Origin of the sequence: Pannonibacter sp. XCT-53 (genome assembly GCF_009915765.1) — a bacterium.
In the GTDB taxonomy this organism is placed as follows: domain Bacteria; phylum Pseudomonadota; class Alphaproteobacteria; order Rhizobiales; family Stappiaceae; genus Pannonibacter; species Pannonibacter tanglangensis.
On the sequence record NZ_JAABLQ010000001.1, the window covers coordinates 2,238,722 to 2,261,870 of the forward strand.

Genomic DNA, 23,149 nt, shown 5'->3' on the forward strand with positions numbered 1-23,149 from the left:
GGGGCCGTTTTCATTCAAGGGCCCGAAGAACGTCGGCCGCGAGACCGGGATCGCCAAGAGCGACGAAGTCGGGGTTGCGCAGGGCGGAGGCCGTCACGGGGGTCCCGGTGAGGCGATAGGCGAGCTCGCCTGCCTGGCCGTCGCCGAGATCAAGCACGGTGCCGCCGGCCGCCCGCAGCACCGCGTGCCCTGCGGCAATGTCCCATTGCATCGTCGGGGACAGCCGCGGATAGATGTCGGCGCGACCTTCGGCCAGCCAGCACAGTTTCAAGGACGAGCCGACCGAGACGACATCCTGCACCTTGAGCGCCTCGATGACAGCCGTTGTCCGCTCGCAGAGATGGGACCGGCTGGCGAGCACCGTCAACTGCCCGGGGCGGGCCTGACGGGTGCGGATCTCGCGCAGGTCTTCGACCTCCTCGCCACGCACACGACCGGCCCAGGCTGTCAGGCCATCCGTCCAGTAGATCTCGCCGAGCGCCGGAGCCAAAACGACCCCGGCTCCGGGAACCCCGTTCTCGATGACCGCGATGTTGACGGTGAACTCGCCGTTCCGGCTGATGAATTCACGGGTGCCGTCCAGCGGGTCGACGAGGATGTAGGAGGCAGCCGCCAACGGCATGTGCCCCGCTGCAACGTCTTCCTCGGCCACGACCGGCACGCCGGGGAACACCCTGCCAAGCTCCGCCAGCAGGATGGCCTCGGCGGCGTGGTCGGCCGCGGTCACCGGCGAGCCATCCCCCTTGCGGATGACGTCGGCGCCCTCTCGGTAGATGTCGAGGATCGCCTGCCCTGCCGCGATTGCCATCCTGACGAGTGCAATCGACTTTCCTTCAACCTGTATCATCCATACTTCCCGATCTTTCAGCAACCGCCCCGGATGCTGCGCCTGACAGATAGCTGCATCAGCCTGCCCGCACGAGTGCAATTCGCCGTGCAGGACACGCGAGGGTCGATATCGACCCTGAATTTACCAAGCGTCTGCCTTGACATAGTTTGCAATTCCCTTGGCAGGACGACGAATTCTGTGTTAGGAAATCGCTAACGTAAAAAGATAAAATTCTTAACAATTTGGAACTTTCGCATTCGGTGTAGCGAGTACCGTGCCCGAGAGATTTTTTGTGGGCTCGGCGGTTCAACAATTTTTTGTATCGGGGCATCCAATGGTTCACGAAGTGTTTGATCGCGAGCGCGACCCGTCCCAAGGCAAGCGGGGTATCCGCCGCATTCCGTTCTTTTCCCGCTCCCTGGCCGAGCGCAACCTCATGTCCGACCGTCACCTGGGGCCGGTCAGCCTGGCCCGGGCCGGCTCGTCGGTGGCCTCCGCCGACCCGCGCGGAACCCTGTCCCATCCCGCCTTTGCCGGGATTGCGCCGGCGGCTGACGTTCCGGGCGTCGGCAGCCGCGGCCGTCTGCGCCAGGCGCTCCGTCCTGCGGTCAAGCGCGGCCTCGATGTGGTCGGCAGCGCGGCGGGGCTTGCGCTGCTGTCGCCGCTGTTTCTCGGCATTGCGGCTGCCATCAAGCTCACCAGTGACGGCCCGGTGATCTTTCGCCAGGCCCGCTACGGGCGCAATGGCGAGCTGTTCTATGCCCTGAAGTTCCGGTCGATGTATGTGGCGACGCAGGATGCCTCCGGCGTTGCGCAGACCCGCAAGAACGATCCGCGCATCACGCCGGTGGGGCGGTTCCTGCGACGCTCGAATTTCGACGAGCTGCCGCAGCTGTGGAACGTTCTGAAGGGCGACATGTCGCTGGTCGGACCCCGTCCCCACGTGCCGGGCATGCTGGCGGCCGGTGTCCCTTATGAGGAATTCGACACCCGCTACATGGACCGCCATCAGGTGCGCCCGGGCATCACCGGTCTCGCGCAGGTCAACGGCTTCCGCGGGGAGACCACCGAGGAGTATCACGCCCGGATGCGGGTCAACTACGACCTCGAATACATCCGGACCCAGTCGACCCGTCTGGACATCAAGATCCTTCTCCAGACCGTCGTGAAGGAATTCACCCGCGGCAGCGGCTACTGAGCCGCTTCGGGGGCGCCTTCTGGCCTTGCGCCCTCAACCCCGCTGCGGCGGGTTTCGGGGCGCGGGGGCATCTGATCCCGGCACCGTCCGGCCGCTGTCCCCGGCAGACCGCCTCACCTGGAACCGGGCGGGCGGTCTCTCCACGCTTGCAGCGCGCGCTGCGACGGCCTGCCGACAGTTGTCCGGCCGACACTTGCCCGGCCGACCAAGGCCTGCAAGGGACCTGCATTGGCCATCCCTCTCCGGCCAGCCCTCTCCGACCCGTACTTTCCGGCCACCTCTCTTCGGCCGGCGCTGTCCGGCATCGCCCTCCCCCGCATCACCTGCCTTGCAGGGCCCTCTCCTGAAACGCCTCTTGGTCTCAGGCTGCCGGGTGGCCGTGTTGTCGCCGAGGTCAATCCGCCCCTTTGCAGCCGTGACAGTGGCGACTGCCGGGGTCCGCGCGGCCCTGAGCCAGGGCCTTGGCGCTCAGGTTCCTTGCGTCAGACCGGATCACGGACACCGCCGTCACGCCCTGCAACGTCGTCGCGGTTGATCGGAACGGGATGGGTGGGAATGAAGGACGGGAAGACAAAGCCGCTCTGGCTGGCGCCGGCGCAAGGGGCCGCCACTGGACGGGGACCTGACGACCCCGCGTCCCCGACCAAGGCGCTTGCGCGCCAAGACCCCTTGGTGGGGACCGCGACTGTGCCGGGTGAACTGAGCCGCGCCGAAGGTCAGGCAGCCAGACGCTTGCGCGGTACGGCTGCGCTCTCCGCCTTGCGCGGGCCGGCGGCCGCTGCAGCGGCCGGAGACTTGCGATCGACCGATGCAGGACGGGCAGCCGGCCGGCGTGCCATGGCGGCGGCAACGCTGGCCACGACGAGCGCCACCGGCCAGGCCGCCGCAGCCGAGATGGCCAGCAGCAGCCGTCCGCGGCTCGAGCGGCCGGTGTCGATCAGCTCCGCACAGGAAAAGGCGAGGAACATCAGGGCGACGACGCCATAAAGCAGGGCACCGAGAAACATCAGGATCATTGCGCCGGTCATGCTTCATGGCTCCGGTTAAGGTTAACCCCGGCGGGCCGATGCCGTGTCGCCGCATCCCCGGATCCAAACCTTGCCTAAAACAGCCAGGTCAGACCCTTGTAGGTCAGGAAGCCGCTGACGATCATCGATCCCCAGAACAGGAGGTTTTTGACGACGAGGAACAGGAGTGCCGACGTCCGCTTGCCCAGCACGAGCCGACGGGCCAGAAGACGGCCGTAGGCTTGTGTAAGATGGGCTGCCCGGTGCATCGGCTCATTCAAGTCCTTGCTCACCACCCCTCCTGAAAAAATAGGCTGCCAGTGCTTAACAACTGTTAAAGTCGTGCCGCGCGGGCCGGTGCCCGTCTGTGCCAGATTGATGCGTTACGTCTGCGCCACGGTGTCAGACCAACCCGGCGACAGTCGGTCGAAACCGTGACCATCCTGTGCCGCTCCGCTCTTGACCCGTTGTCCTGTCCGGTCGGGTGCTGCTTGGCCCGGCGCTGCTTGGTCCGGCGCGTCCCGGGCCGGCCCTGCTGCAGCCGGCCGGGAGGGTCATGCGCCATCAGGCTTGCGCGACGCTGTTGTCGGATCTGCCGAGGCGTCGTTTCACTTCGCCCGCTCATTGGCACAGGGTCATACAGGGGGTGCCGGCCGCAACCCGGACAAGGCCGGGACGGCCTTGCAGGGGCCGGCGGAGGCGCGACGCATGCGGCATTCGCAATCCGTCCGGCGGCGGCCGGTGATCCTTGCGTGGCGGCTGTAAGGAGAGATGGCTGGGGCGCCAGGATTCGAACCTGGGAATGGCGGTACCAAAAACCGCTGCCTTACCGCTTGGCGACGCCCCAGCAGGCCGGGCCCTGGGCCCGGATCGGGTGCAGCGGTGTATACCTTCTGCTTGACGCCGGCGCAAGCTGCACGAATGGCAATCGACAGGGCGCGCAACAGCCCCGTTCACAGGCAATTTCGTCAGACTTATCCACGGCTTGCGTCAGGCGCATGAACTTTTTTCGACGAATGTGAATTGGGCACTTGCAGACCGGAAGGGGCGGTGCTAATTACGCGCCACATCGGCGGCGCAAGCAGCTCCGCCGTTCCCGACAGTCGAAAGACTGTTCATCTGGATCGGAGTGTAGCGCAGCCTGGTAGCGCACCTCGTTCGGGACGAGGGGGTCGCGTGTTCGAATCACGCCACTCCGACCATCCAGACTTCTCCCCAAAAGCAGCCTCGGGACCCTGATCGGCACACGTCGAATCACGTTCGCGTATCGCCAGATGTACCAGGGGCGATTTATACGCTGAGACGCTCGCACCCCTGCGTGCAGCAACCCGGACCCACAACCTTTTCCCTGCAGGGTTGCATCCTTCGCCGCAACTTCCATTGCAGTGTAATGTTGCGCGCAATGCGTGCATTTTACCTGTTGATAACCATTCGGCGCGCGCGTGCCCCCGAACCGGCTGCATCAATTTTGAGCAAACTGGTCACTCAATTTCCTTAGGGGAACGTGATGACCATCAAGTTTCGAATTCTGGCAAGCCTTGTAGCCATGACGACGATGCTCGCCGTCATGGGTCTTGCCGGCTATTTCGCCTTGTCGACGTCGTATGAATCCATCCGTACAATTGTCAGTGACCGCGTCATTCCGATGAAACAATTGAAGCGCGTCGCCGACTCCTATGCCGTCAGCATCGTGGACACGGCCCACAAGGTCCGCAGCGGCGCCCTGACCTGGGAGCAGGGACAATCCTCGGTTTCAGCCGCCCTGTCGATCATCGACCGCGAATGGGCCGCCTACAGCGTCACCTACATGGTGCCGGCCGAGAAGACGCTGGCCGATCAGGTCTACGCCGCAATGGCTGCAGCCAAGCCGTCCATCACCAAGCTGGAGTACATCCTGCAGTCCCGCGACCAGGCCGCGCTCGATGCCTATGTGACCGGGTCGCTCTATCCGACCATCGATCCGATCGGCGAACCCATTTCCAAGCTGGTGGATCTGCAGATCGACGTGGCCAGCCAGGAATACGAACAGGCCCGTGACACCAACCGGCTGTCGCTGACCATCATGGCCTGCCTCGCCGTCCTCTCGGCGGGCCTTGCCCTGTTCGTTGCCTATTTCGTGGTGACCGGCGTCCTCCGCCCGCTCGCAGCCATGCAGGATGCCATGAAGCGCCTGGCCGACCAGGACTTCACGGTGGCGATCCCGGGCATCGGGCGCAAGGACGAGATCGGCAAGATGGCCGACGCGGTTGCCGTCTTCAAGGACAACGGGCTGGAGCGGGTGCGGCTTGAGGCGGAGCAGGCCGCCGAACGGGCGGCGCGCGAGAAGCGGGCCCGCCTGATCGAGGAGCTGGTCACCACGCTCGACTCGGATGTGGGCATGATCCTGCGCACCGTGGCAGCCGCCTCCTCGGAGCTGGAGGCGACGGCAGCGTCCCTCTCCCAGACGGCCGAGACCAGCGCGCAGACCGCGACCACGGTCGCTGCCGCCTCCGAACAGGCCGCCGCCAACGTCCAGACGGTGGCTGCGGCCTCCGACGAGCTGGCCGCCTCGATTGCCGAGATCTCGCAACAGGTGCAGATGTCGGCCAATGTTGCCGATCAGGCACTCCAGGCCGCGAACCAGACCGAGGCGACCGTCACCGGTCTGGTTGCCTCGGCTTCCCGGATCGGCGGTGTGCTGGAGCTGATCAACAACATCGCCGGGCAGACCAACCTGCTCGCCCTCAACGCCACGATCGAGGCCGCCCGCGCCGGAGAGGCCGGCCGGGGCTTCGCCGTCGTCGCGACGGAGGTCAAGACGCTGGCCGCCCAGACCGCCAAGGCGACGGGCGAGATCGGCGCGCATATCGAGGAGATGCAGAATGCCACCAACCAGGTGGCGCTGGCGATCCAGGGCATCGGCGAGGTCATTCGCCGCATCAGCACGGCCTCGACCGCCATCTCCGCCGCCGTGGAGGAACAGGGGGCCGCAACGCAAGAGATCGCAAGAAACGTCAACCAGGCCGCCGTCGGAACCCAGCAGGTGTCCTCGAGCATCACCAAGGTCACCGGTGCCGCCACCCAGACCGGCGCGGGCTCGGCCCAGGTGCTGTCGTCGTCGCAGGAGCTGGCGCGCCAGTCGCATGTCCTGAAGACCAAGCTGGACGCCTTCTTCTCCAGCATCCGCGCCGCCTGACGCGCCACATGACGCGCCACCTGACGCTCTGGGAGGACGGTCAGGCGTGGCGGCTTGCGGATGGCCGCCTGCTCGACCGGGGATCAGCCTTGGGGGGCTGACCCGGGTCTGTCCGGGGACCGCTTTGGGGCGGCTCGGGGCAAGCCCCGGTCCGGCTTGGGAGACGGGCGCGCGCGCCTCAGGCAGAGGCCTCGCGCGGACCGTCGAACGGCACGATCAGGGGCTCCTCGAGCGGCAGGTCCGGCTCCAGCGGCACCTGCCCCCCGTCAGGACGGGTGCGGGGTGCCATGTCCGGTGCCTCATCGGGACCAGCGGGCAGCGGCTTGCGCCAGGCGCGGCCGGCATGCTCGCTCGCCTCATCCGCGGCGACGGTGCCGCCCGTGTCATCGTCCCCGGTGGCGGTGCCGCCGGTTTCGTCCTCCTGATGGACCTCGCCGCCGCTGTCATCCTCGCCGGGCGTGGCACAGTCGCAGTTGCCCGTGAGCGGCTGGCGCATTGCCAGGCCCTTCACGCCGTCCTCGGCCTCGATCGCCGGGGCGGACGGTGCCTGCCGCAGCGCAACGCCGCCTTGCACCTCGGAGGCGCGGGCGGTCTGCGGGGCCAGGGTGAGAGCCAGACCCGGGACCAGAACCGGAGCCAGAACCAGGGCCAGGGTCAGCGCCCGAGGCGCCACCGCCGCAACCCGAACCGAACCTGTCCATTGCCGTATCATGCCGAGTGCTCCTGGCCCTGCGCGCGGGGGATCCCGGCGCCATGCCGCTGCACTCTGCCGCGAAAGGGCAGCAGGGCCTGTGACGGGGGTCACAGGCCCTGCGTTCTCGGCAAAGGATCACCGGTTCCGGTCAGGCGGCTGCAACCTCGGCGAGGAAGCGGTCGATCTCGTGACGCAGCGCGACCGTCTTCGATCCAAGTTCTTCGGAGGCCGACAGCACGGAGCGGGAGGACGACTGGGTCTCTTCCACCGTGCCGGCCAGACCGTCCATGTTGGCCTTGACCGCCAGCGTTCCCTGCGCGGCGCGCTGAACACTGCCCGAGATCTCGGAGGTTGCCGCACCCTGCTGCTCCACGGCGGCGGCGATGGCGGCGGTGTAGCTGTCGACCTCGTCCATGGTGCGGACGATGCCCGAGATGGCGGCGACCGCATCGCCGGTGGAGGCCTGGATGGCCGCGATCTGGCCGCTGATTTCCTCGGTCGCCTTGGAGGTCTGGTTGGCGAGGCCCTTCACCTCGGCGGCCACGACCGCGAAGCCCTTGCCGGCTTCCCCGGCGCGGGCGGCCTCGATGGTGGCATTGAGCGCCAGCAGGTTGGTCTGCTCGGCAATCGCCTGGATCAGCGTCACCACCTCCCCGATGCGATGGGCGGCCTCGGCCAGGCTCTCGACCTTGCGGTTGGTTTCCTCGACCGACAGCGTGGCGGTGTTGACGATCGTGCTGGTGCGGCGGACCTGGGCGCCGATCTCGCCGATCGAGGCGGCCAGTTCCTCGGCGGCGCTGGCAACATTCTCGACGCTGTGCAGGGCGTTGTCGCTGACCGACTGGGTGTCATTCGCCTTGCGGGCGCTTTCCTCGGCGATGCCCGAGAGATTGCGGGCGGTGGCTTCCATGCTGCCGGCCGTCTGGCCAAGCTGGGTCGTCAGCGTGCCCACGGTGCTCCGGAAGTCGCGGATCAGGGCCTCGATGCGCTGCTGGCGCTGCAGCGTGCGCTCCTGCTCGGTGCGGTTTTCCGCCTCCAGGCGCATCCGCTCGATGGCGTTGTCGCGGAAGACCTGCACGGTGCGGCTCATGTCGCCGATCTCGTCGCGGCGCGTGGCGGTCGTGACGGCGACGCTGGTGTCGCCGCGGGCCAGCCGGTCCATCAGCGCGGTCAGGCTGCGGGTCGGACGGGTGATCAGCATGGAGAGAAGCAGGCCAAGCCCGGCGGCCAGCACGATGGCGGCCAGAACGGCACCGGCCAGCACGGTCAGCGCGGCACTGGCGGCGGCGACCGTCGCCTGGCTCTGGCGCTCGGTCATGGCGGCAATGCCGGTCATCACCTCGGCAGACAGCTGATCCAGCGCCTGGCGGCTGCTGGCAAGCCGTTCGGCTGCCGTCTGCAGCGCCGCCAGCTCGCCGGCATAGGCGTCCGTCTCGGCGGTGATCCGGGCCACCGTGTCCTTGATCTGCGGGAATGCCGCCACATCGGCCGCCAGCGTCGAGGCGAGCGAACGCAGCATGTCGACGCGCATGGCGACCGGCTTGACGTCGAAGCCGCCGGGGCTGGCCAGACCTTCCATGGTGGCAGCACGCAGTTCGAGCGAGGCCTTGGCGAACTTGTCGGCATTGACCTTCACCAGCTCGACGATGCTCAGACGGCTCTGGGCACCGGCGGCCTGCTTGCGGGCCTCGTCCAGCGTGGCCAGCAGGCCGGCATTCAGGTCGGCTGCCGTCTGACGGGTCGCCAGACTGTCGCCTGCGGTGACGACTGCCGCTGCCCGGCGCCCCCAGGCGTCAGGCATGGCGGCAATCGGCGTCAGGCGTTCGGCGAGGGCAGCTGCACCGGCGGCAAGTCCGGCGACGGCCGCTTCATCAAGGCCACTGCCCTTGACCCCGCCGGCAGCCCTGGCCGCCTCGGCCATGGCGGTTGCCCGGTCGCGCGCCTGTTCCAGCAGGGCCGCATCGCCCGCCTGGCTTGCCAGCAGCAGCAGGTTCTGCACCTCCAGCGACTGCTGCTGCACGTCGGCCAGCAGACGGCTGGCCTTGTCGGCGCGATCCCGGGTGCGCGTTGCGGTCTTCACCTCTTCCGTGGCGCTGCGCTGCTGGGTCAGCATGACGTCGCCGATCTCGGCCGACAGGCTCTCCAGTTTGCCGGCGCTGGTCAGCAGCCGGCTCACCTGCTGCTGCTGTTCGCCGATGGCGGTCGTGACGGAGGAGAAATTGCTCAGGAAGCCGGCGACCGCCGTTTCCGCCGCCGTGACGGCGGCGATGTCGGCGCCTGCGGTCTCAAGCCCGGCCAGCAGACGCTTGAGCTGCTCGATCTCGCCGGTGACCGTCTGGGCCGTGGCGGCGTCGCGGCTGTCGAGATAGCGCTCCTTCGCGGCCGTGACCTGCTGCAGCTGCGCAAGCGCCGCCGTGGCCGACGAGCTGGTCTGCGTCTGCTCGCTCAGGCCCAGCACCGAATAGGCGCCGATCCCGCCAACCACAGCAGTCAGCGTCACCATGGCAGCAAAGCCGCCTCCGACCTTGACCGCGATGCGCAGGTCCGACAGCCAGTTCATGAAAGAAACCATGTTTCCCTCCCTAATCCTCGATGTGATTACGAGAGAGCCGCATGAACAAAGCGTAAAACGGGAAACCGAAATAAATGCGTCACCGGAGCAAGACTCTGGCAACCAAGAAAACGCCAAGTCCGGCAACGTGTTTTCTTGCGGCGACCGGCAAAAATTCCGCTACGGCCTCCGCAAGAATGACATGGTAAAATAATTCCGGGCCTGATCGGGCGCATCACACCGCCCCCGACGCCCCTCCCCCAGGCACCTTGTGCAGCCCAGGCACCCTGTGCCCCGGGCGAGGAGCTGCCTCCGGGCCGTCAGACGCCGGCCAGTTCCTTCTGATGCAGCCAGGCTGCGTGCTTCGGCGCCTTCCTGGTCTTCGACCACTCGTCCAGCATGTCCCACTTCACGCTGTCCAGGCGCTTCAGCAGGGCCTCTTCCTCCGGATCCGGGCAGGCAAGCTCGATGCGATGGCCGTTCGGATCGAAGAAGTAGATGGAATGGAAGATGGAATGATCGGTCACGCCCAGCACCGGGATGCCGTTCTTCTCCAGCTGCTCCTTGAAGGCCACCAGCGTCGCGCGGTCCTTCACCTTGAAGGCAATGTGCTGCACCCAGACCGGGGTGTTGGGGTCGCGTCCCATCTCCGGCTTGGTCGGCAGCTCGAAAAAGGCGAGCACATTGCCGTTTCCTGCATCGAGGAAGACGTGCATGTAGGGATCCGGCTCATGGGTGGAGGGAACATGGTCTTCGGCAATGGCCAGCACGAAGTCCATGTTCAGGTTCTTTACATACCACTCGACGGTCTCTTTCGCATCCTTGCAGCGATAGGCGACGTGATGGATCTGCTCGATCTTCATTCCAGCTCCTCCTCCTTTGTGGCCGGCCAGAAGCCGGTCTCAGGTTTTCATCAGGAGCGTTTCCTGCAGGCGCAACGGATCCATCCCGCAGGCAACGCGTCAGCGATGCTCCTTGCCGGCGCCGGCCGCCGCCGCGAGTGCGTCGCGCAGCACCGCCCGGTCGCCGATATGGTTGGCCAGGATCAGGATCAGGCGCGCGTTGAGCGCGTCGCTCTGAGCCTTGGTGAGCCCCTCATGGGCTGCCAGAAGTTCGGCGTAGAAGTCATCCGCGCCGGCGATGTTGGCGGTAGTGATCAGCTTCGTCATGATGCGCTCCCTCTTTTCACGACCGTGCCAGCGCAGTGGCGAGCGCCTTGCGAACCGCAGCTTCGTCGAAGGCGGTCCAGCGCGCGGCGACATGCTGGTCGGGGCGCATCAGGTAGACGGCTGCCGGCGCCGTGCCGAGGTAGCGCGCGGCCAGCGCGCCACTCGGGTCGGCCGTGGTGGAGAGCGTCATCCCTTCGATGCGGACGCCATGGTCCTCGATCACGGCCGGGACATCGGCGTTGATGCCGATGAGCTGGAAGCGGTTGCCAAGCTGGTCGAGCAGCCATCCCCCCTCGACCGGAGCATCGACGGCCGGCGAGCCCGGGCGGCTGCGCGCGGGAAGACCAGCCGCATCCGGCCCGTTGAGCGGCGAGCCGTCATAGGTGCAGGGCACCGACAGCCGGCCCGAGTTGACGAAGGGCCGGGCGAACTCGAAGCGTTCGGACAGATCCAGCACCGCATCGCGGAAGATGCGGCTCGTCTCCGACTTCGGCGTGATGAAGTCCGTCGAGCGCGAGGAGTTGAGGATGTTCTCGTCCGCGCCATGGATACGCTCGGCATCATAGCTGTCGATCAGCGCCTCTCCCGCCTTGCCGTCGATGACCAGCTTGAGCTTCCAGGCGAGGTTGTCGGCGTCCTGCAGGCCCGAGTTCGCGCCGCGCGCGCCGAAGGGCGAGACCTGATGCGCGCTGTCGCCGGCAAAGATCACCCGGCCATGCCGGAACCGTTCCATCCGCCGGCACTGGAAGGTGTAGATCGACACCCACTCCAGCTCGAACTCGACCTCGTCGCCGAGCATGGCCTTCAGGCGCGGGATGACGCGCTCCGGCTGCTTCTCGACCTCCTTGTCGATGTTCCAGCCAAGCTGCAGGTCGATGCGCCAGACATTGTCCGGCTGCTTGTGCAGGAGCGCCGACTGGTTGCGGTTGAACGGCGGATCGAACCAGAACCAGCGTTCGGTCGGGAAGTCCGCCGTCATCTTCACGTCGGCGATGAGGAAGTTGTCCTCGAAGATCCGACCGACGAAATCGAGGCCCATCATGCGGCGTACGGGCGAATTGGCGCCGTCGCAGGCGATCAGCCAGTCTGCCTCGATCCGGTAGGGACCATCGGCCGTGTCGATGGTGAGGCCGACGCCGTCGGCCCTGGGGTCGACAGAGACCACCTTGTTGCCGCCACGGATCTCGATCGGCCGCCCCTCGGCCTGCAGCGCACGCACGCGCTCGACCAGGAACAGCTCGAAGTAATACTGCTGCAGGTTGATGAAGGCCGGGCGCTTGTGGCCATCTTCCGGCAGGAGGTTGAAACCGTAGACCTGACGGTCGTCGAAGAAGACCTTGCCGAGGTTCCAGACCACGCCCTTGTCCACCATCGGCTGGCCGCAGCCCAGACGGTCGAGGATCTCCAGCGGTCGCTTGGCGAAGCAGATGGCGCGGGAGCCGAAGCTCACCTTGTCATTGTCGTCGATCACCAGCACCGGCACGTCCTGCAGCGCAAGATCAATGGCGGCGGCGAGGCCGACCGGCCCTGCCCCGACGATCACGACCGTATGCCGGACCGGCTGCGCCGCATCCTGGTCGCGGCTGCGCCCATAGGGGTACAGCGGCGTTTCAAAGATCTTCGTCATCTCTCCTCCCGATGAACGATTAATTAGTTACAATCGCAACCATTCGGCCGCAAGTCCGCGCAAATCCGTAGAGAGCGCGTCAGGACCTGCACGAAGAAAGGGCCGCACGGGCGTCTGCCCGGCGGCCCTGAACCGTCAGCCCTGCAGCTTGGCCCACATCTCGCGGTCGCGCTCGGCGGTCCAGATGCGCGGCGTGTCGATGCCCCGCGCCTCGTCATAGGCGCGGGCCACGTTGAACGGCAGGCAGTGCTCGTAGATGGCGAAGTCCTTGAACTTCGGATCGCATTCGGCGCGCACCGCGTCCCAGGCCTCCTTCAGGCTGCCGCCGCGCGCCACCACCCGGGCGACCGGGCGATAGGTGCTCTCGACGAAGTCCCGGGTGCTGGCGATGGCCGCCTCGACCATGTCATGCCCGATCAGCGCGTCGCCCCGTCCCGGCGCGATGGCGCGCGGATCGAAGGAGCGGATCATGTCGAGCGTGTCGCCCCAGTCATTGAAATGACCGTCGCCGCAGTAGCAGGCCGAGTGGTACTCGACGATGTCACCGGTGAACATGACCTCCTCGTCTGGCACCCAGGCCACGATGTCCCCGGCCGTGTGCGCCCGGCCCAGATGCATCAGGTCGACGCGGCGCTTGCCGAGATAGACGGTCATGCGCTCGGAAAAGGTCGTGGTCGGATAGGTCAGGCCCGGAATGGACTCATGCCCCTGGAACAGGCGCGGGAAGCGGCCGAACTCGCTGGCCCAGTCTTCTTCGCCGCGCTCCTCGACCATGCCGCGTGCCGCATCGCTCATGATGATGGTCGGGGCGTTGTAGGCGGAGGCGCCCAGCACGCGCACGGCGTGGTAATGGGTCAGGACCAGATGCGAGATCGGCTTGTCGGTGACCTCGCGCACCTTCTCGATCACCTTGCTGGCGAGACGCGGCGTGGCCTGCGCCTCGATGATCATGACGCTGTCGTCGCCGATGATCACGCCGGAGTTGGGATCGCCCTCGGCCGTGAAGGCCCAGAGGTCACGGCCGATCTCGGTGAAGGAGATCTTCTTTTCGGTCAGGTCGCCTGCGGAGGCGAATTGCTTGGACATCACGGTCCTCCTCTATCCGTGCAGGCCGGCGGGCTGCCGCCGGCGGTCGCGGGGCCGTTGCCTCCGCCAGGCGGAGACAACAGAAATGGGTCCGCAGCCCCGAGAGGCGCGGGGGTCAACCGCCGCGATCCGGCGGCAGCCGGCAGTCGTCGTCACTGCCTTACTGGGCAGCGATGGCATCCAGCTCCGACTTGATCGAGAAGGCGCTGCCGTCCATCGTCAGGATGATGTCGTCGATGACCGGCTTGCCCCCCTCGCTGATCACCCGGAAGCGGGTTTCGGTGAAGGCCTGGTACTCCTGATCCGAACCGAAGCAGGTGAGCCCCTGGAATCTCGCCTTCACCTCCGACGCCCCGTCCCGCGCCGGGCCCGAGGTGATGGAGATGTTGCGCAGGGCGCAGCCGTCCTGGGCATTGACGATCACGTCATAACTGAACGGCGTTCCGGCTTCCTTGGCGTATTCCGAGGCGGCGGCCTTGCGATAGCGCTCGGCAAAGTCCTTGCTGAACAGCCGGCCAAGCCGGTCGTCGGCGAAGACGTCCTGGAATTCGCTGGCCCCTTCCCGCCAGTTCGCTTCCGTCACGCTCATCACCTCGCGCACGGGCGTGGTGGCGTCGGCGGCCAGGGCCGGGACGGGAAGGAGTAAACCAAGGGCAATCAGTCCAGCCTTAAGCATGTCTCTCGATCCGTTGTTCGATGGCACCGAACACGGAATGGCCGTCACGATCCAGCATCTCGATGCGCACGGTGTCGCCGAACTGCAGGAAGGGGGTCTTGGGGGCACCATCACGGATAGTCTCAATCATGCGGATTTCCGCAATGCAAGAGTATCCGACGCCGCCTTCGCTCACCGGCTTGCCCGGTCCCCCGTCCAGCTTGTTGGACACGGTGCCGGAACCGATGATCGAGCCGGCGGCCAGCGGCCGGGTCTTGGCGGCATGGGCCACCAGGGTCGGGAAGTCGAAGGTCATGTCGACGCCGGCATTGGCGCGGCCGAACGGCTTGCCGTTGACGTCGACGCGCAGCGGCAGATGCAGCTTGCCGCCATCCCAGGCCTCGCCCAGCTCCTCCGGGGTCACGGCAACCGGCGAGAAGGCCGAGGACGGCTTGGACTGGAAGAAGCCGAAGCCCTTGGCCAGTTCCGCCGGGATAAGGCCGCGCAGCGACACGTCGTTGACCAGCATGATGAGCCGGATGGCGGCGCGGGCCTGATCGACACTCGCGCCCATCGGCACGTCATCGACGATGACGGCGATCTCGCCCTCCATGTCGATGCCATAGGCCGCATCGGCCATGACGACGGGATCGCGCGGGCCGAGGAAACTGTCGGAACCGCCCTGATACATCAGCGGATCGGTCCAGAAGCTCTCGGGCAGTTCGGCACCGCGCGCCTTGCGCACCAGCTCCACGTGATTGACGTAAGCCGAGCCATCCGCCCACTGGTAGGCGCGCGGCAGCGGCGAATGGGCGTTGTGCTCGTGGAAGCGCAGGGAGGGCACGGCGTCGTGTTCAAGGCTTTCGGCCAGAACCGCAAGCTTCGGCGCGACCGTCGCCCAGTTGTCCAGCGCGGCCTGCAGCGTCGGGGCGATGTGGGTTGCCTCGGTGCAGCGGGTCAGGCTCGTGTTGACCACCACCAGCCTGCCGTCGCGGCTGCCGTCCTTGAGCGTGGCGAGTTTCATGACTTCTCCCTCGAACTTGTCATTTCCGGTGATGGCCCGGGCGACTGGACCCGGGTTCCGGGCGCAAGGCTATCGCCTCGCGCCGGTCGCCGTCACCGTCCTTCTGCGTCCTGGCGAGGACGCGGCTCACTTCACGCCGGGCGTGCCGTCGAACTTCTTCTCCAGGCCGCCCCAGCAGTCGACATAGTCATCCTGCAGCGGGGCCTCCTTGGCCGCAAACCGGGTCAGGTGCTGCGGGAAGCGGGTCTCGAACATGAAGGACATGGTCTCGTTCAGCTTCTGCGGCTTCAGCTCCATGTTGGAGGCATGCTCGAAGGCTTCGCGGTCGGGGCCATGCGGCAGCATCATGTTGTGCAGGCTCATGCCACCGGGGACAAAGCCCTGCGGCTTGGCGTCATACTGGCCGTAGATGTTGCCCATCAGCTCGGACATGATGTTGCGGTGGTACCACGGCGGGCGGAAGGTGTTCTCGGCCACCATCCAGCGCTCGCGGAACAGCACGAAATCGATGTTGGCCGTGCCCGGCACGCCCGAGGGCGCGGTCAGCACGGTGAAGATCGACGGATCGGGATGGTCGAACAGGATCGCCCCGACCGGGCAATAGGTCCTGAGGTCGTATTTGACCGGTGCGTAGTTGCCATGCCAGGCGACCACGTCGAGCGGCGAGTGGCCGATGTCGCAGGTGTGGAACTGGCCGCACCATTTCACGGTTACCGTCGAGGGCACCTCGCGGTCCTCATACCAGGCGACGGGCGTCTTGAAGTCGCGGCGGTTGGCCATGCAGTTGGCGCCGATCGGGCCGCGGCCCGGCAGCTCGAACTTCTGGCCGTAGTTCTCGCAGACGAAGCCGCGCGCCGGACCTTCCAGCACCTCGACACGGTAGATGAGACCGCGCGGGATGACCGCGATTTCCTTGGGCTCGAGGTCGATCAGCCCCAGCTCGGTGCAGAAGCGCAGCTTGCCTTCCTGCGGCACCACCAGCAGCTCGCTGTCGGCAGAGAAGAAATAGGCATCCTGCATCGACTTGGTGACGAGATAGACGTGGCTCGCCATGCCGACCTGCGTGTTCACGTCGCCGGCCGTCGTCATGGTGCGCATGCCGGTGATCCAGGTCAGGTCCTCGCCGGTGTGCGGCACCGGATCCCAGCGGTACTGGCCAAGCGACACCACGTCCGGATCGATGTGCGGCGCCGACTTCCAGTAGGGCATGTCGATCTTGCGGAACCGGCCGGTGTGCTTCACCGAGGGCCGGATGCGGTAACACCAGGTGCGCTCGTTCTGGTGGCTCGGCGCGGTGAAGGCCGTGCCGGAGAGCTGCTCGCCATAAAGGCCATAGTTGCACTTCTGCGGGCTGTTCATGCCCTGCGGCAGGGCGCCAGGCAGGGCTTCCGTCTCGAAGTCATTGCCGAAACCCGGCATGTACTGAAGTTCGTTCGCGGCCATGATCGCGATCCCTCCTCGATCGGTGAATTGGTTACATGTGTAACCATCAACGGATCTACGCGCAAGTGCCTATTGCACCGGCGCAGCCCCTCTTGCCCGGGGAGCGACTCTCGGATATAGAACAAAACAGGAACTAGATGAGGCAGAAGCCATGCAGCCGAATGAAATCAGCGTCACGCGCTTCGAGGTCGAGGACATCGCCCGGTATCTGCGCGCCACCCTCAATCAGGCCAGCCGGATCCGCGCCAATGCCCCTGCCGGCAGCTATCTGGACAGCGTCCTCGGTCGCACGATCGAGGGACTGGAACTTGAGCTGGCTCAGTTGAAGTTTCTCCTGGCCGACCCGGAATTCCCTGTTCCCGCAAAGGAAATCGGCCGGCCCGAACGCATGCGCCGTGCGATGTAAGTGAAATTCCGCAAGGTTGAGGCGGTCGGTGACACCAGACCATCGCCACAACCCTTGCGGGAACCCTCACCGGATCATTTGCAAGACCGCATGTTGAACTGAAGGAGCGGTAAGCTTTACTTTACGTCCGCACAGCAGAATGCATGGCAGGTTCGTCTCCGTCCCGGAGTTCTTTCATGTCCCTGCGCAATCGGATTTTCCTGTCGGCCAGTGCCGTCTTTCTTGTGGGCTTCGTCGTCCTGATCACGGTCATCTCGGTGATGATGCGTCAGTCGGCGGAGAAGGCCGGACGCGAACAGGTCGCGGACGTGACCCTGGCCATCGCCACAGAGGTCAGCAAGACTGTCGCCGAAGCGCAGCTTGCCGCCCGCTCCGCAGCCGATGCGCTCGAGGGGCTGGTGCAGGCAGGCGTGACGGACCGCAACGCCTATGGCTCGGTGATGAAGCAGATCGTCGCCCAGAACCGCCAGTTCGTCGGCGGCGGTGCGATCCTGGAGCCGGATGTCGGCGGCCTTGATGCGGACAATCGCGGCGCCGGCTTCAACGATGCCAACGGCCGTTTCATTCCCTATTTCTATCACAAGGACGGCAGCGTCGCCTTTGACCCGCTGATCTTCGGCGGCACCAGCGGTTCCGAGGAATGGTACGACAAGCCGCGCCAGCTCCGGCGCGACACCGTGACCGAGCCCTATCTCTATCCCGTCAACGGCGTCGACGTGCTCATGGCGACGGCCTCCTCGCCGATCCTCGATGCCTCCGGCAAGGCGGTCGGCGGCACCACCATCGACGTGTCGCTGGCAGACCTGCAGCAGCAGATCACGGCTACCGACCCGTATGAGACCGGCTATCTCGGCCTCGTGTCCGAGAAGGGCATCTGGGTGTCGCATCCGGATGCCAGCCTGCTCGGCAAGACCGCCGAGGCGGGCCTCGTCAACCGGCTCCGCGGCGCGGCCGCCGGCCTGACGCTGAGCGCGACCGAGGGTCAGATGGAGGCGATCCGGCCCGTCGAACTCATCAACACCGATCAGAAATGGTACGTGGTGATGACGGTCGACGAGAGCGAGCTGCTGGCGGTGGCCGACCGCACCCGCAACATCGCCCTGATGGTCGCCCTCGTCGTCGTGGCCATTGGCACCGGCCTGATGTGGCTGCTTGGCAGCACGATTGCCCGCCCGATCCTGCAGCTGACCCTGCGCATGCGCAATCTGGCCGCCGGCGACGTCCAGTCCGCCGTCGAGCACACCGGCCGCAAGGACGAGATCGGCCAGATGGCCAACGCGCTCGGCGTCTTCGTCGAGAATGCGATCGAACGCGCCAAGCTCCAGGGCGAGAGCGAGCAGGCCCAGCTTGCCCGTGTCGAACGGCAGAAGAGCATCGACGCGATGATCGTGAGTTTCGAGGCCGAGGTGCGCCAGGCGCTGAGCCAGGTCTCGGCCAACACCGAGCGCATGGAACACACCGCCGGCGCGCTCAATGCCATTGCCCAGACCACCTCCGGCAAGGTGTCCTCGGTTGCCGCTTCCTCCGAGACGACGCAGATCAGCGTCCAGACGGTGGCCTCCGCTTCGGAAGAACTGTCGGCCTCGATTGCCGAGATCAGCCGTCAGGTGGACCAGACCAAGGGCGTGGTGAGCATCGCCACCCGCGCGGCGGCGACCTCCAACGAACGGGTCGCCAGCCTCGACAGCGCGGCGCAGAAGATCGGCGAGGTGGTCAGCCTGATCCAGGCCATTGCCGAACAGACCAACCTGCTGGCGCTCAACGCCACCATCGAGGCCGCCCGGGCCGGCGAGGCCGGGCGCGGCTTTGCCGTCGTGGCAGCGGAGGTGAAGGAACTGGCCAACCAGACCGCCAAGGCCACCGAGGAAATCTCCAACCAGATCGGCGGCATCCAGACCTCGACCCGCGAGGCCGTGACCTCGATCCAGGAGATCGCCCGGACGATGACCGAGGTGAACCAGTTCACCGCCACCATCGCCGAGGCCATCTCGCAGCAGGGCGAGGCGACGCGCGAGATCACCGTCAACGTGCAGAAGGCCGCCACCTGCACCACCGACATGACCGACAATGTCGGCAACGTGATGCAGTCGGCGCAGGAAACGAGCCAGTCGGCCAGCGACGTGCTGACCGTCTCGCAGGATGTGTCGCGCCAGGCGCATCGGCTTCAGGACACGATCGCGGGCTTCCTTGCCCGCGTCCGGGCGGCCTGAGGACAGGTCTTGTCACACCGCAGAAGGGCACCCGGCGGGTGCCCTTTTTCGGTGCGTCAGGCGGCCGCTTCCGCGTCGCCCGGGGCGGTCTGCCAGCCAAGGTCCGTCAGGGTGACGATGCGGTTGCCGCGCATGTCGGTGGCGCAGACGAGGAAGCCGCGTTCCTCCATATGCGCGAGCAGCCAGCGGGCCCGTCCCGGCGAGCGCGTGCCATAGGCCTTGGCGATCTCGGCGTTCGGCGGGCACGGCGCCTTGGCCAGCGCCGCCTTGGCGAGCAGCAGGTAGACGCCGCGCATGTCCTCCGGCAGTTCCGCCGCAATCAGCGCGGCCCGCTCCCAGTCGCCGGTGTCCACCTCGCCGGCGTCCACGCCCGCCCGGGCGACCGACAGTTTCTCGCGGAAATAGGCCAGATCCGGCACGCCGCCCGGCACCTTGGCGATGCGGCAGCGGACCTGGAAGTCCTGGTAGAGCGTTGCCACCGGCTGGAAGGCGGCTTCGGGCTCGGCCAGGATCGCGGTCATGATCTCCTCCACGGCCGCCTCGCGGGCCGCCAGGTCCACCGGCGGCTCTTCCGGCTGGGCAGGCGCGCTGCCGCGCCCGGCCTCGCCGCGTCCGGCCGCCGACAGCTGGCTCAGGATCTCGGCCGTCGACACCGGCTCCGGCGCACGCGGCCGGATGCGGATCGCCTCGTCGGGGGCTGGCGTGAAGATGAGGTCCTTGGCGTCTTCGGCCGGCTGGTCGGGCAACGGCGTCAGCTTCGGTCCCCCGCCCCGCCCGGAGGTCTCCACCGGGCCGATCTTGACCGGCACCGGCCGGCGCGACATGGCCGGCCCCAGGGCCACGAAATGGCCCCGGTCGAGATTGCGGAAGGCCTCGGCCTGCCGGCGCTCCATGCCGAGGAGATCGGCTGCCCGCGCCATGTCGATGTCGAGGAACGTGCGCCCCATCAGGAAATTCGAGGCCTCGGCCGCCACGTTCTTGGCCAGTTTTGCCAGGCGCTGCGTGGCGATGATCCCGGCAAGGCCGCGCTTGCGGCCGCGGCACATCAGGTTGGTCATGGCGGTCAGCGAGCGACGTCGCGCCTCTTCGGACACCTCGCCGGCGGCGGCCGGGGCAAACAGCTGCGCCTCGTCCACCACGACCAGCATCGGATACCACTGGTCCCGGTCGGCGTCGAACAGGCCGTCCAGGAAGGTGGCGGCCGCCTTCATCTGCCGGTCCGCGTCCAGCCCCTCGAGGTTGAGCACCACCGACACCCGGTGCTGGCGCACGCGGGCGGCGATCATCTGCAGGTCCCGCTCGGTGCCGACCGCATCGACCACCACGTGGCCGAACTTGTCGGCCAGCGTGACGAAGTCGCCTTCCGGGTCGATGATGGCCTGCTGCACCCAGCCGGCGGACTGCTCCAGCAGGCGGCGCAGCAGATGCGACTTGCCGGACCCCGAATTGCCCTGCACCAGCAAGCGGGTGGCCAGCAGCTCCTCGAGATCCATCTGGGCGCGCGCACCGCCCGTCATTTCACCAATATCGATGCTGACTGTCATTCCCTGTCCCGTCGCCGGCCCTGTCCCGCAGCCGGCTTCGCACGCCGGAAAATCCTCGCCCGGACAGTCCCGCGATTCGCCGCCGAGGTCAAAAGCCCAAGGGTTGCCGGAGCCTGACCGCAGGGACGTTCATCACAGGAAAGGCGCGGTTTTCCACCGGCCGGTCACGCCAGCAGATCGCGATAGGTTTCCCTCAGCGCGGCCTTCTGGATCTTGCCCATGGTGTTGCGCGGCAGGGCCGGGAGGATGATCACCCGGCGCGGCTGCTTGAAGCGGGCCAGCCGCCCGTCCAGCGCGGCGCGCAGTGCCGCCTCGTCCAGCACCGCTCCGGGCTTCGGCGCCACCACCGCCACCACCGCCTCGCCCAGGTCCGCATGCGGCACGCCGATGACGGCGCTCTCGGCAACCCCGGGCAGCTCGTCGATCAGGCCCTCCACCTCGGCCGGATAGATGTTGAAGCCCCCCGAGATGACCAGATCCTTGGCCCGGCCGACAATCGACACGTAGCCGTCGGCGCTCACCTGCCCCATGTCGCCGGTGATGAAGAAGCCGTCGGCGCGGAACTCCTGCGCCGTCTTCTCCGGCATCCGCCAGTAGCCGGAAAACACGTTCGGGCCCTTCACCTCGATGATCCCGATCTCGCCCTGCGGCAGCTCCCGGCCGGTGTCCGGGTCGGCAATGCGCAGTGAGACCCCGGGCAGCGGCAGCCCGACCGTGCCGGCGCGCCGGTCGCCGTCATGGGGGTTGGAGGTGTTCATGTTGGTCTCGGTCATGCCGTAGCGCTCGAGGATCGCGTGTCCGGTGCGGGCGCGGAACTCGCGGTGCACCTCGGCCGAGAGCGGCGCCGAACCGGAAATGAACAGGCGCATGTGAGCGGCCGCCGCGCGGGTGAAGTCGGGGGCGGAGAGAAGGCGGCTGTAGAAGGTCGGCACGCCCATCAGCGTCGTGGCCTGCGGCAACAGGGCCAGCAAGGCAGCCAGGTCGAACTTCGGCAGGAACAGCATCGAGCCGCCGGCCATCAGCAGCGTGTTGGTGGCGACGAACAGGCCATGCGTGTGGAAGATCGGCAGCGCATGCAGCAGCACATCGTCGGCCGTGAAGCGCCAGGCCGCGACGAGCGTCCGGGCGTTGGAGGCGAGATTGTCATGCGTCAGCATCGCGCCCTTGGACCGGCCAGTGGTGCCGGAGGTGTAGAGGATGGCCGCCAGGTCATCCGGGCCACGGGCGACATCGACAAAGGCCGGCGACTGGGCGTCGAGAAGGCTGCGGAAACTCCCCTGCCCGGCCGCATCCAGCGTTTCCAGCCGGGCGCCGATCCGCGTGGCCGAGGGGCGCAGCGCCGCCTCTGCAGCAGGGTCGCACAGGCACAGGACAGGTTCGGCGTCGGCCAGGAAATAGTCCACCTCGGCCGGCGTGTAGGCCGTGTTCAGCGGCAGGAAGACGGCGCCGGCCCGGACGCAGCCGAGATAGGTGATCAGCGCCTCCGGCGTCTTCTCCACCTGCACCGCCACCCGGTCGCCGGGCCGGACCCCGAGCTGCACCAGCGCGTTGGCAATCTGGCCGCTCAGCGCGACAAGGCCGCCATAGGTGACGGAGGCGCCGTCTTCCAGGCGCAGGAACGGCTTGTCCGCGGCCGCTCCCGCCGCCATCAGCGCGTCGAAAAGATGGTTTGCCATGACGTCTCCTCCCGGCCCGCCCTCTGTCCGGCGGATGCGGGCGGCAGAATGCCTTCCGCCTCCGGTGTTGCCAAGCCGGGGATGTCGCCCATCGGAAGGATTGCCATGCCCATGACGTAAACGGTAAGGTCGCGCCAGACAGAGGGAGAGCGCGCATGCGAGCACAGACCAGGGCGGAATACATCGCCGACAGCACCGTCCACATTCTCGGCATCGCCCTCGGCATTGCGGCCACGATCGTGCTTCTCGCGCTGGTGATCCCGGATGCCGGGGCTGGCCGGATCGCCAGCATCTCCATCTACACCGCCTGCCTGATGGCGATGCTGATCTGCTCGGCGCTCTACAACATGCTGGCCAAGAACAACCACGCCAGCCTGTTCCGCCGGCTGGATCACGCCGCCATCTTCCTGATGATTGCCGGGACCTACACGCCCTTTGCCGCGATGGTGATCGGCGGCTGGGCCGGGGCGATCGTCCTGGGCGTGGTCTGGGCCGGAGCCCTGACGGGGGCGGTGCTGAAGCTCCTGCGCCTGCCCCGCTTCGACCGGTTCACGGTCCCGATCTGCCTGGCGCTCGGCTGGGTCATCGTCTTTGCCTATCAGCCGCTGCTGGAAAATGCCTCTCCGGCTGGCTTCTGGCTTCTGGTCGCCGGCGGCGCGCTCTACTCGGCCGGCACGGCCTTCTACGTCTGGAAGACGCTGCCGTTCCAGAACGCGATCTGGCATGGCTTCGTGCTGGCGGCGGCAATCTGCCACTTCGGCGCGATCCTGACGGATGTGGCGCTGACCCCTGTCCTCGGCTCCTGAGACCCGGGACGCCTGCCGGGGCCCCCGACCCCAGACATACCATGACCCC

The 23,149-nt window shown here is 66.9% G+C and carries 19 protein-coding genes and 2 tRNA genes; 6 read left to right on the forward strand and 15 right to left on the reverse strand.

Annotated elements, in window-relative coordinates:
• Window positions 1–10: 10 nt before the first annotated feature.
• Entirely contained in the window at window positions 11–847 is an 837-nt protein-coding gene (cysQ, locus tag GWI72_RS09925; protein WP_161708535.1) for a 3'(2'),5'-bisphosphate nucleotidase CysQ, read from the reverse strand.
• Between the two features lie 316 nt (window positions 848–1,163).
• On the opposite strand from cysQ, the gene GWI72_RS09930 reads away from it, so the two are divergent.
• Complete coding sequence (locus GWI72_RS09930) at window positions 1,164–2,027, forward strand: sugar transferase (RefSeq protein ID WP_244314226.1); 864 nt, start codon at window positions 1,164–1,166, stop codon at window positions 2,025–2,027.
• A 716-nt stretch (window positions 2,028–2,743) separates the two neighbouring features.
• Here GWI72_RS09930 and GWI72_RS09935 read toward each other — a convergent pair.
• From GWI72_RS09935 to GWI72_RS09945, 3 genes are all read right to left on the reverse strand, one after another.
• Window positions 2,744–3,055 carry a hypothetical protein gene (locus GWI72_RS09935; RefSeq protein WP_161674437.1) on the reverse strand — a complete coding sequence of 104 codons (312 nt, stop codon included), beginning with the start codon at window positions 3,053–3,055 and terminating at the stop codon, window positions 2,744–2,746.
• 74 nt (window positions 3,056–3,129) lie between these two features.
• Window positions 3,130–3,327, reverse strand: coding sequence for a hypothetical protein (locus GWI72_RS09940; RefSeq protein ID WP_161674439.1), 198 nt, complete (start codon window positions 3,325–3,327; stop codon window positions 3,130–3,132).
• Between the two features lie 479 nt (window positions 3,328–3,806).
• Window positions 3,807–3,881, reverse strand: a tRNA-Gln gene (locus GWI72_RS09945).
• Window positions 3,882–4,159: 278 nt separating this feature from the next.
• Between GWI72_RS09945 and GWI72_RS09950 the strand changes: the two genes are divergently transcribed.
• Both GWI72_RS09950 and GWI72_RS09955 read left to right on the forward strand, forming a co-directional pair.
• Window positions 4,160–4,236, forward strand: a tRNA-Pro gene (locus GWI72_RS09950).
• Window positions 4,237–4,541: 305 nt separating this feature from the next.
• Window positions 4,542–6,209, forward strand: a complete 1,668-nt coding sequence (locus GWI72_RS09955; RefSeq protein WP_161708536.1) for a methyl-accepting chemotaxis protein — start codon at window positions 4,542–4,544, stop codon at window positions 6,207–6,209.
• Between the two features lie 178 nt (window positions 6,210–6,387).
• Here GWI72_RS09955 and GWI72_RS09960 read toward each other — a convergent pair whose 3' ends face one another.
• From GWI72_RS09960 to hmgA, 9 genes are all read right to left on the reverse strand, one after another.
• A complete protein-coding gene (locus GWI72_RS09960) occupies window positions 6,388–6,882 on the reverse strand; it encodes a hypothetical protein (RefSeq protein ID WP_161708537.1) in 495 nt (164 codons plus the stop codon).
• Between the two features lie 169 nt (window positions 6,883–7,051).
• Entirely contained in the window at window positions 7,052–9,475 is a 2,424-nt protein-coding gene (locus GWI72_RS09965) for a methyl-accepting chemotaxis protein (protein WP_161708538.1), read from the reverse strand.
• A 299-nt stretch (window positions 9,476–9,774) separates the two neighbouring features.
• Complete coding sequence (locus tag GWI72_RS09970; protein WP_161674447.1) at window positions 9,775–10,317, reverse strand: VOC family protein; 543 nt, start codon at window positions 10,315–10,317, stop codon at window positions 9,775–9,777.
• A gap of 99 nt (window positions 10,318–10,416) precedes the next feature.
• A complete protein-coding gene (locus GWI72_RS09975) occupies window positions 10,417–10,623 on the reverse strand; it encodes a DUF2783 domain-containing protein (RefSeq protein WP_161674449.1) in 207 nt (68 codons plus the stop codon).
• Between the two features lie 16 nt (window positions 10,624–10,639).
• Window positions 10,640–12,250, reverse strand: a complete 1,611-nt coding sequence (locus GWI72_RS09980; protein WP_161708539.1) for an FAD-dependent oxidoreductase — start codon at window positions 12,248–12,250, stop codon at window positions 10,640–10,642.
• Between the two features lie 135 nt (window positions 12,251–12,385).
• Entirely contained in the window at window positions 12,386–13,336 is a 951-nt protein-coding gene (locus GWI72_RS09985; RefSeq protein ID WP_161674453.1) for an MBL fold metallo-hydrolase, read from the reverse strand.
• Between the two features lie 160 nt (window positions 13,337–13,496).
• On the reverse strand, window positions 13,497–14,012 hold the full coding sequence (locus tag GWI72_RS09990) for a hypothetical protein (RefSeq protein WP_161674455.1): 516 nt from the start codon (window positions 14,010–14,012) through the stop codon (window positions 13,497–13,499).
• Window positions 14,005–15,015, reverse strand: a complete 1,011-nt coding sequence (locus tag GWI72_RS09995) for a fumarylacetoacetate hydrolase family protein (RefSeq protein WP_161708540.1) — start codon at window positions 15,013–15,015, stop codon at window positions 14,005–14,007. Before GWI72_RS09995 ends, GWI72_RS09990 begins: the two co-directional genes overlap by 8 nt.
• 126 nt (window positions 15,016–15,141) lie before the next feature.
• A complete protein-coding gene (hmgA, locus tag GWI72_RS10000; RefSeq protein ID WP_161708541.1) occupies window positions 15,142–16,458 on the reverse strand; it encodes a homogentisate 1,2-dioxygenase in 1,317 nt (438 codons plus the stop codon).
• Between the two features lie 151 nt (window positions 16,459–16,609).
• Between hmgA and GWI72_RS10005 the strand changes: the two genes are divergently transcribed.
• Together GWI72_RS10005 and GWI72_RS10010 are read left to right on the forward strand one after the other, a co-directional pair.
• Entirely contained in the window at window positions 16,610–16,864 is a 255-nt protein-coding gene (locus GWI72_RS10005) for a hypothetical protein (RefSeq protein WP_161674461.1), read from the forward strand.
• Window positions 16,865–17,040: 176 nt separating this feature from the next.
• Window positions 17,041–19,074 (forward strand): methyl-accepting chemotaxis protein, encoded by a 2,034-nt coding sequence (locus tag GWI72_RS10010; protein WP_161708542.1) that lies wholly within the window; start codon window positions 17,041–17,043, stop codon window positions 19,072–19,074.
• Window positions 19,075–19,130: 56 nt separating this feature from the next.
• Here GWI72_RS10010 and GWI72_RS10015 read toward each other — a convergent pair whose 3' ends face one another.
• On the reverse strand, window positions 19,131–20,618 hold the full coding sequence (locus tag GWI72_RS10015; protein WP_161674465.1) for an ATP-binding protein: 1,488 nt from the start codon (window positions 20,616–20,618) through the stop codon (window positions 19,131–19,133).
• A gap of 164 nt (window positions 20,619–20,782) precedes the next feature.
• Entirely contained in the window at window positions 20,783–22,294 is a 1,512-nt protein-coding gene (locus GWI72_RS10020; RefSeq protein ID WP_161708543.1) for a malonate--CoA ligase, read from the reverse strand.
• 155 nt (window positions 22,295–22,449) lie between these two features.
• Between GWI72_RS10020 and trhA the strand changes: the two genes are divergently transcribed.
• A complete protein-coding gene (gene trhA / locus GWI72_RS10025) occupies window positions 22,450–23,100 on the forward strand; it encodes a PAQR family membrane homeostasis protein TrhA (protein WP_161708544.1) in 651 nt (216 codons plus the stop codon).
• Window positions 23,101–23,149 lie beyond the last annotated feature (49 nt).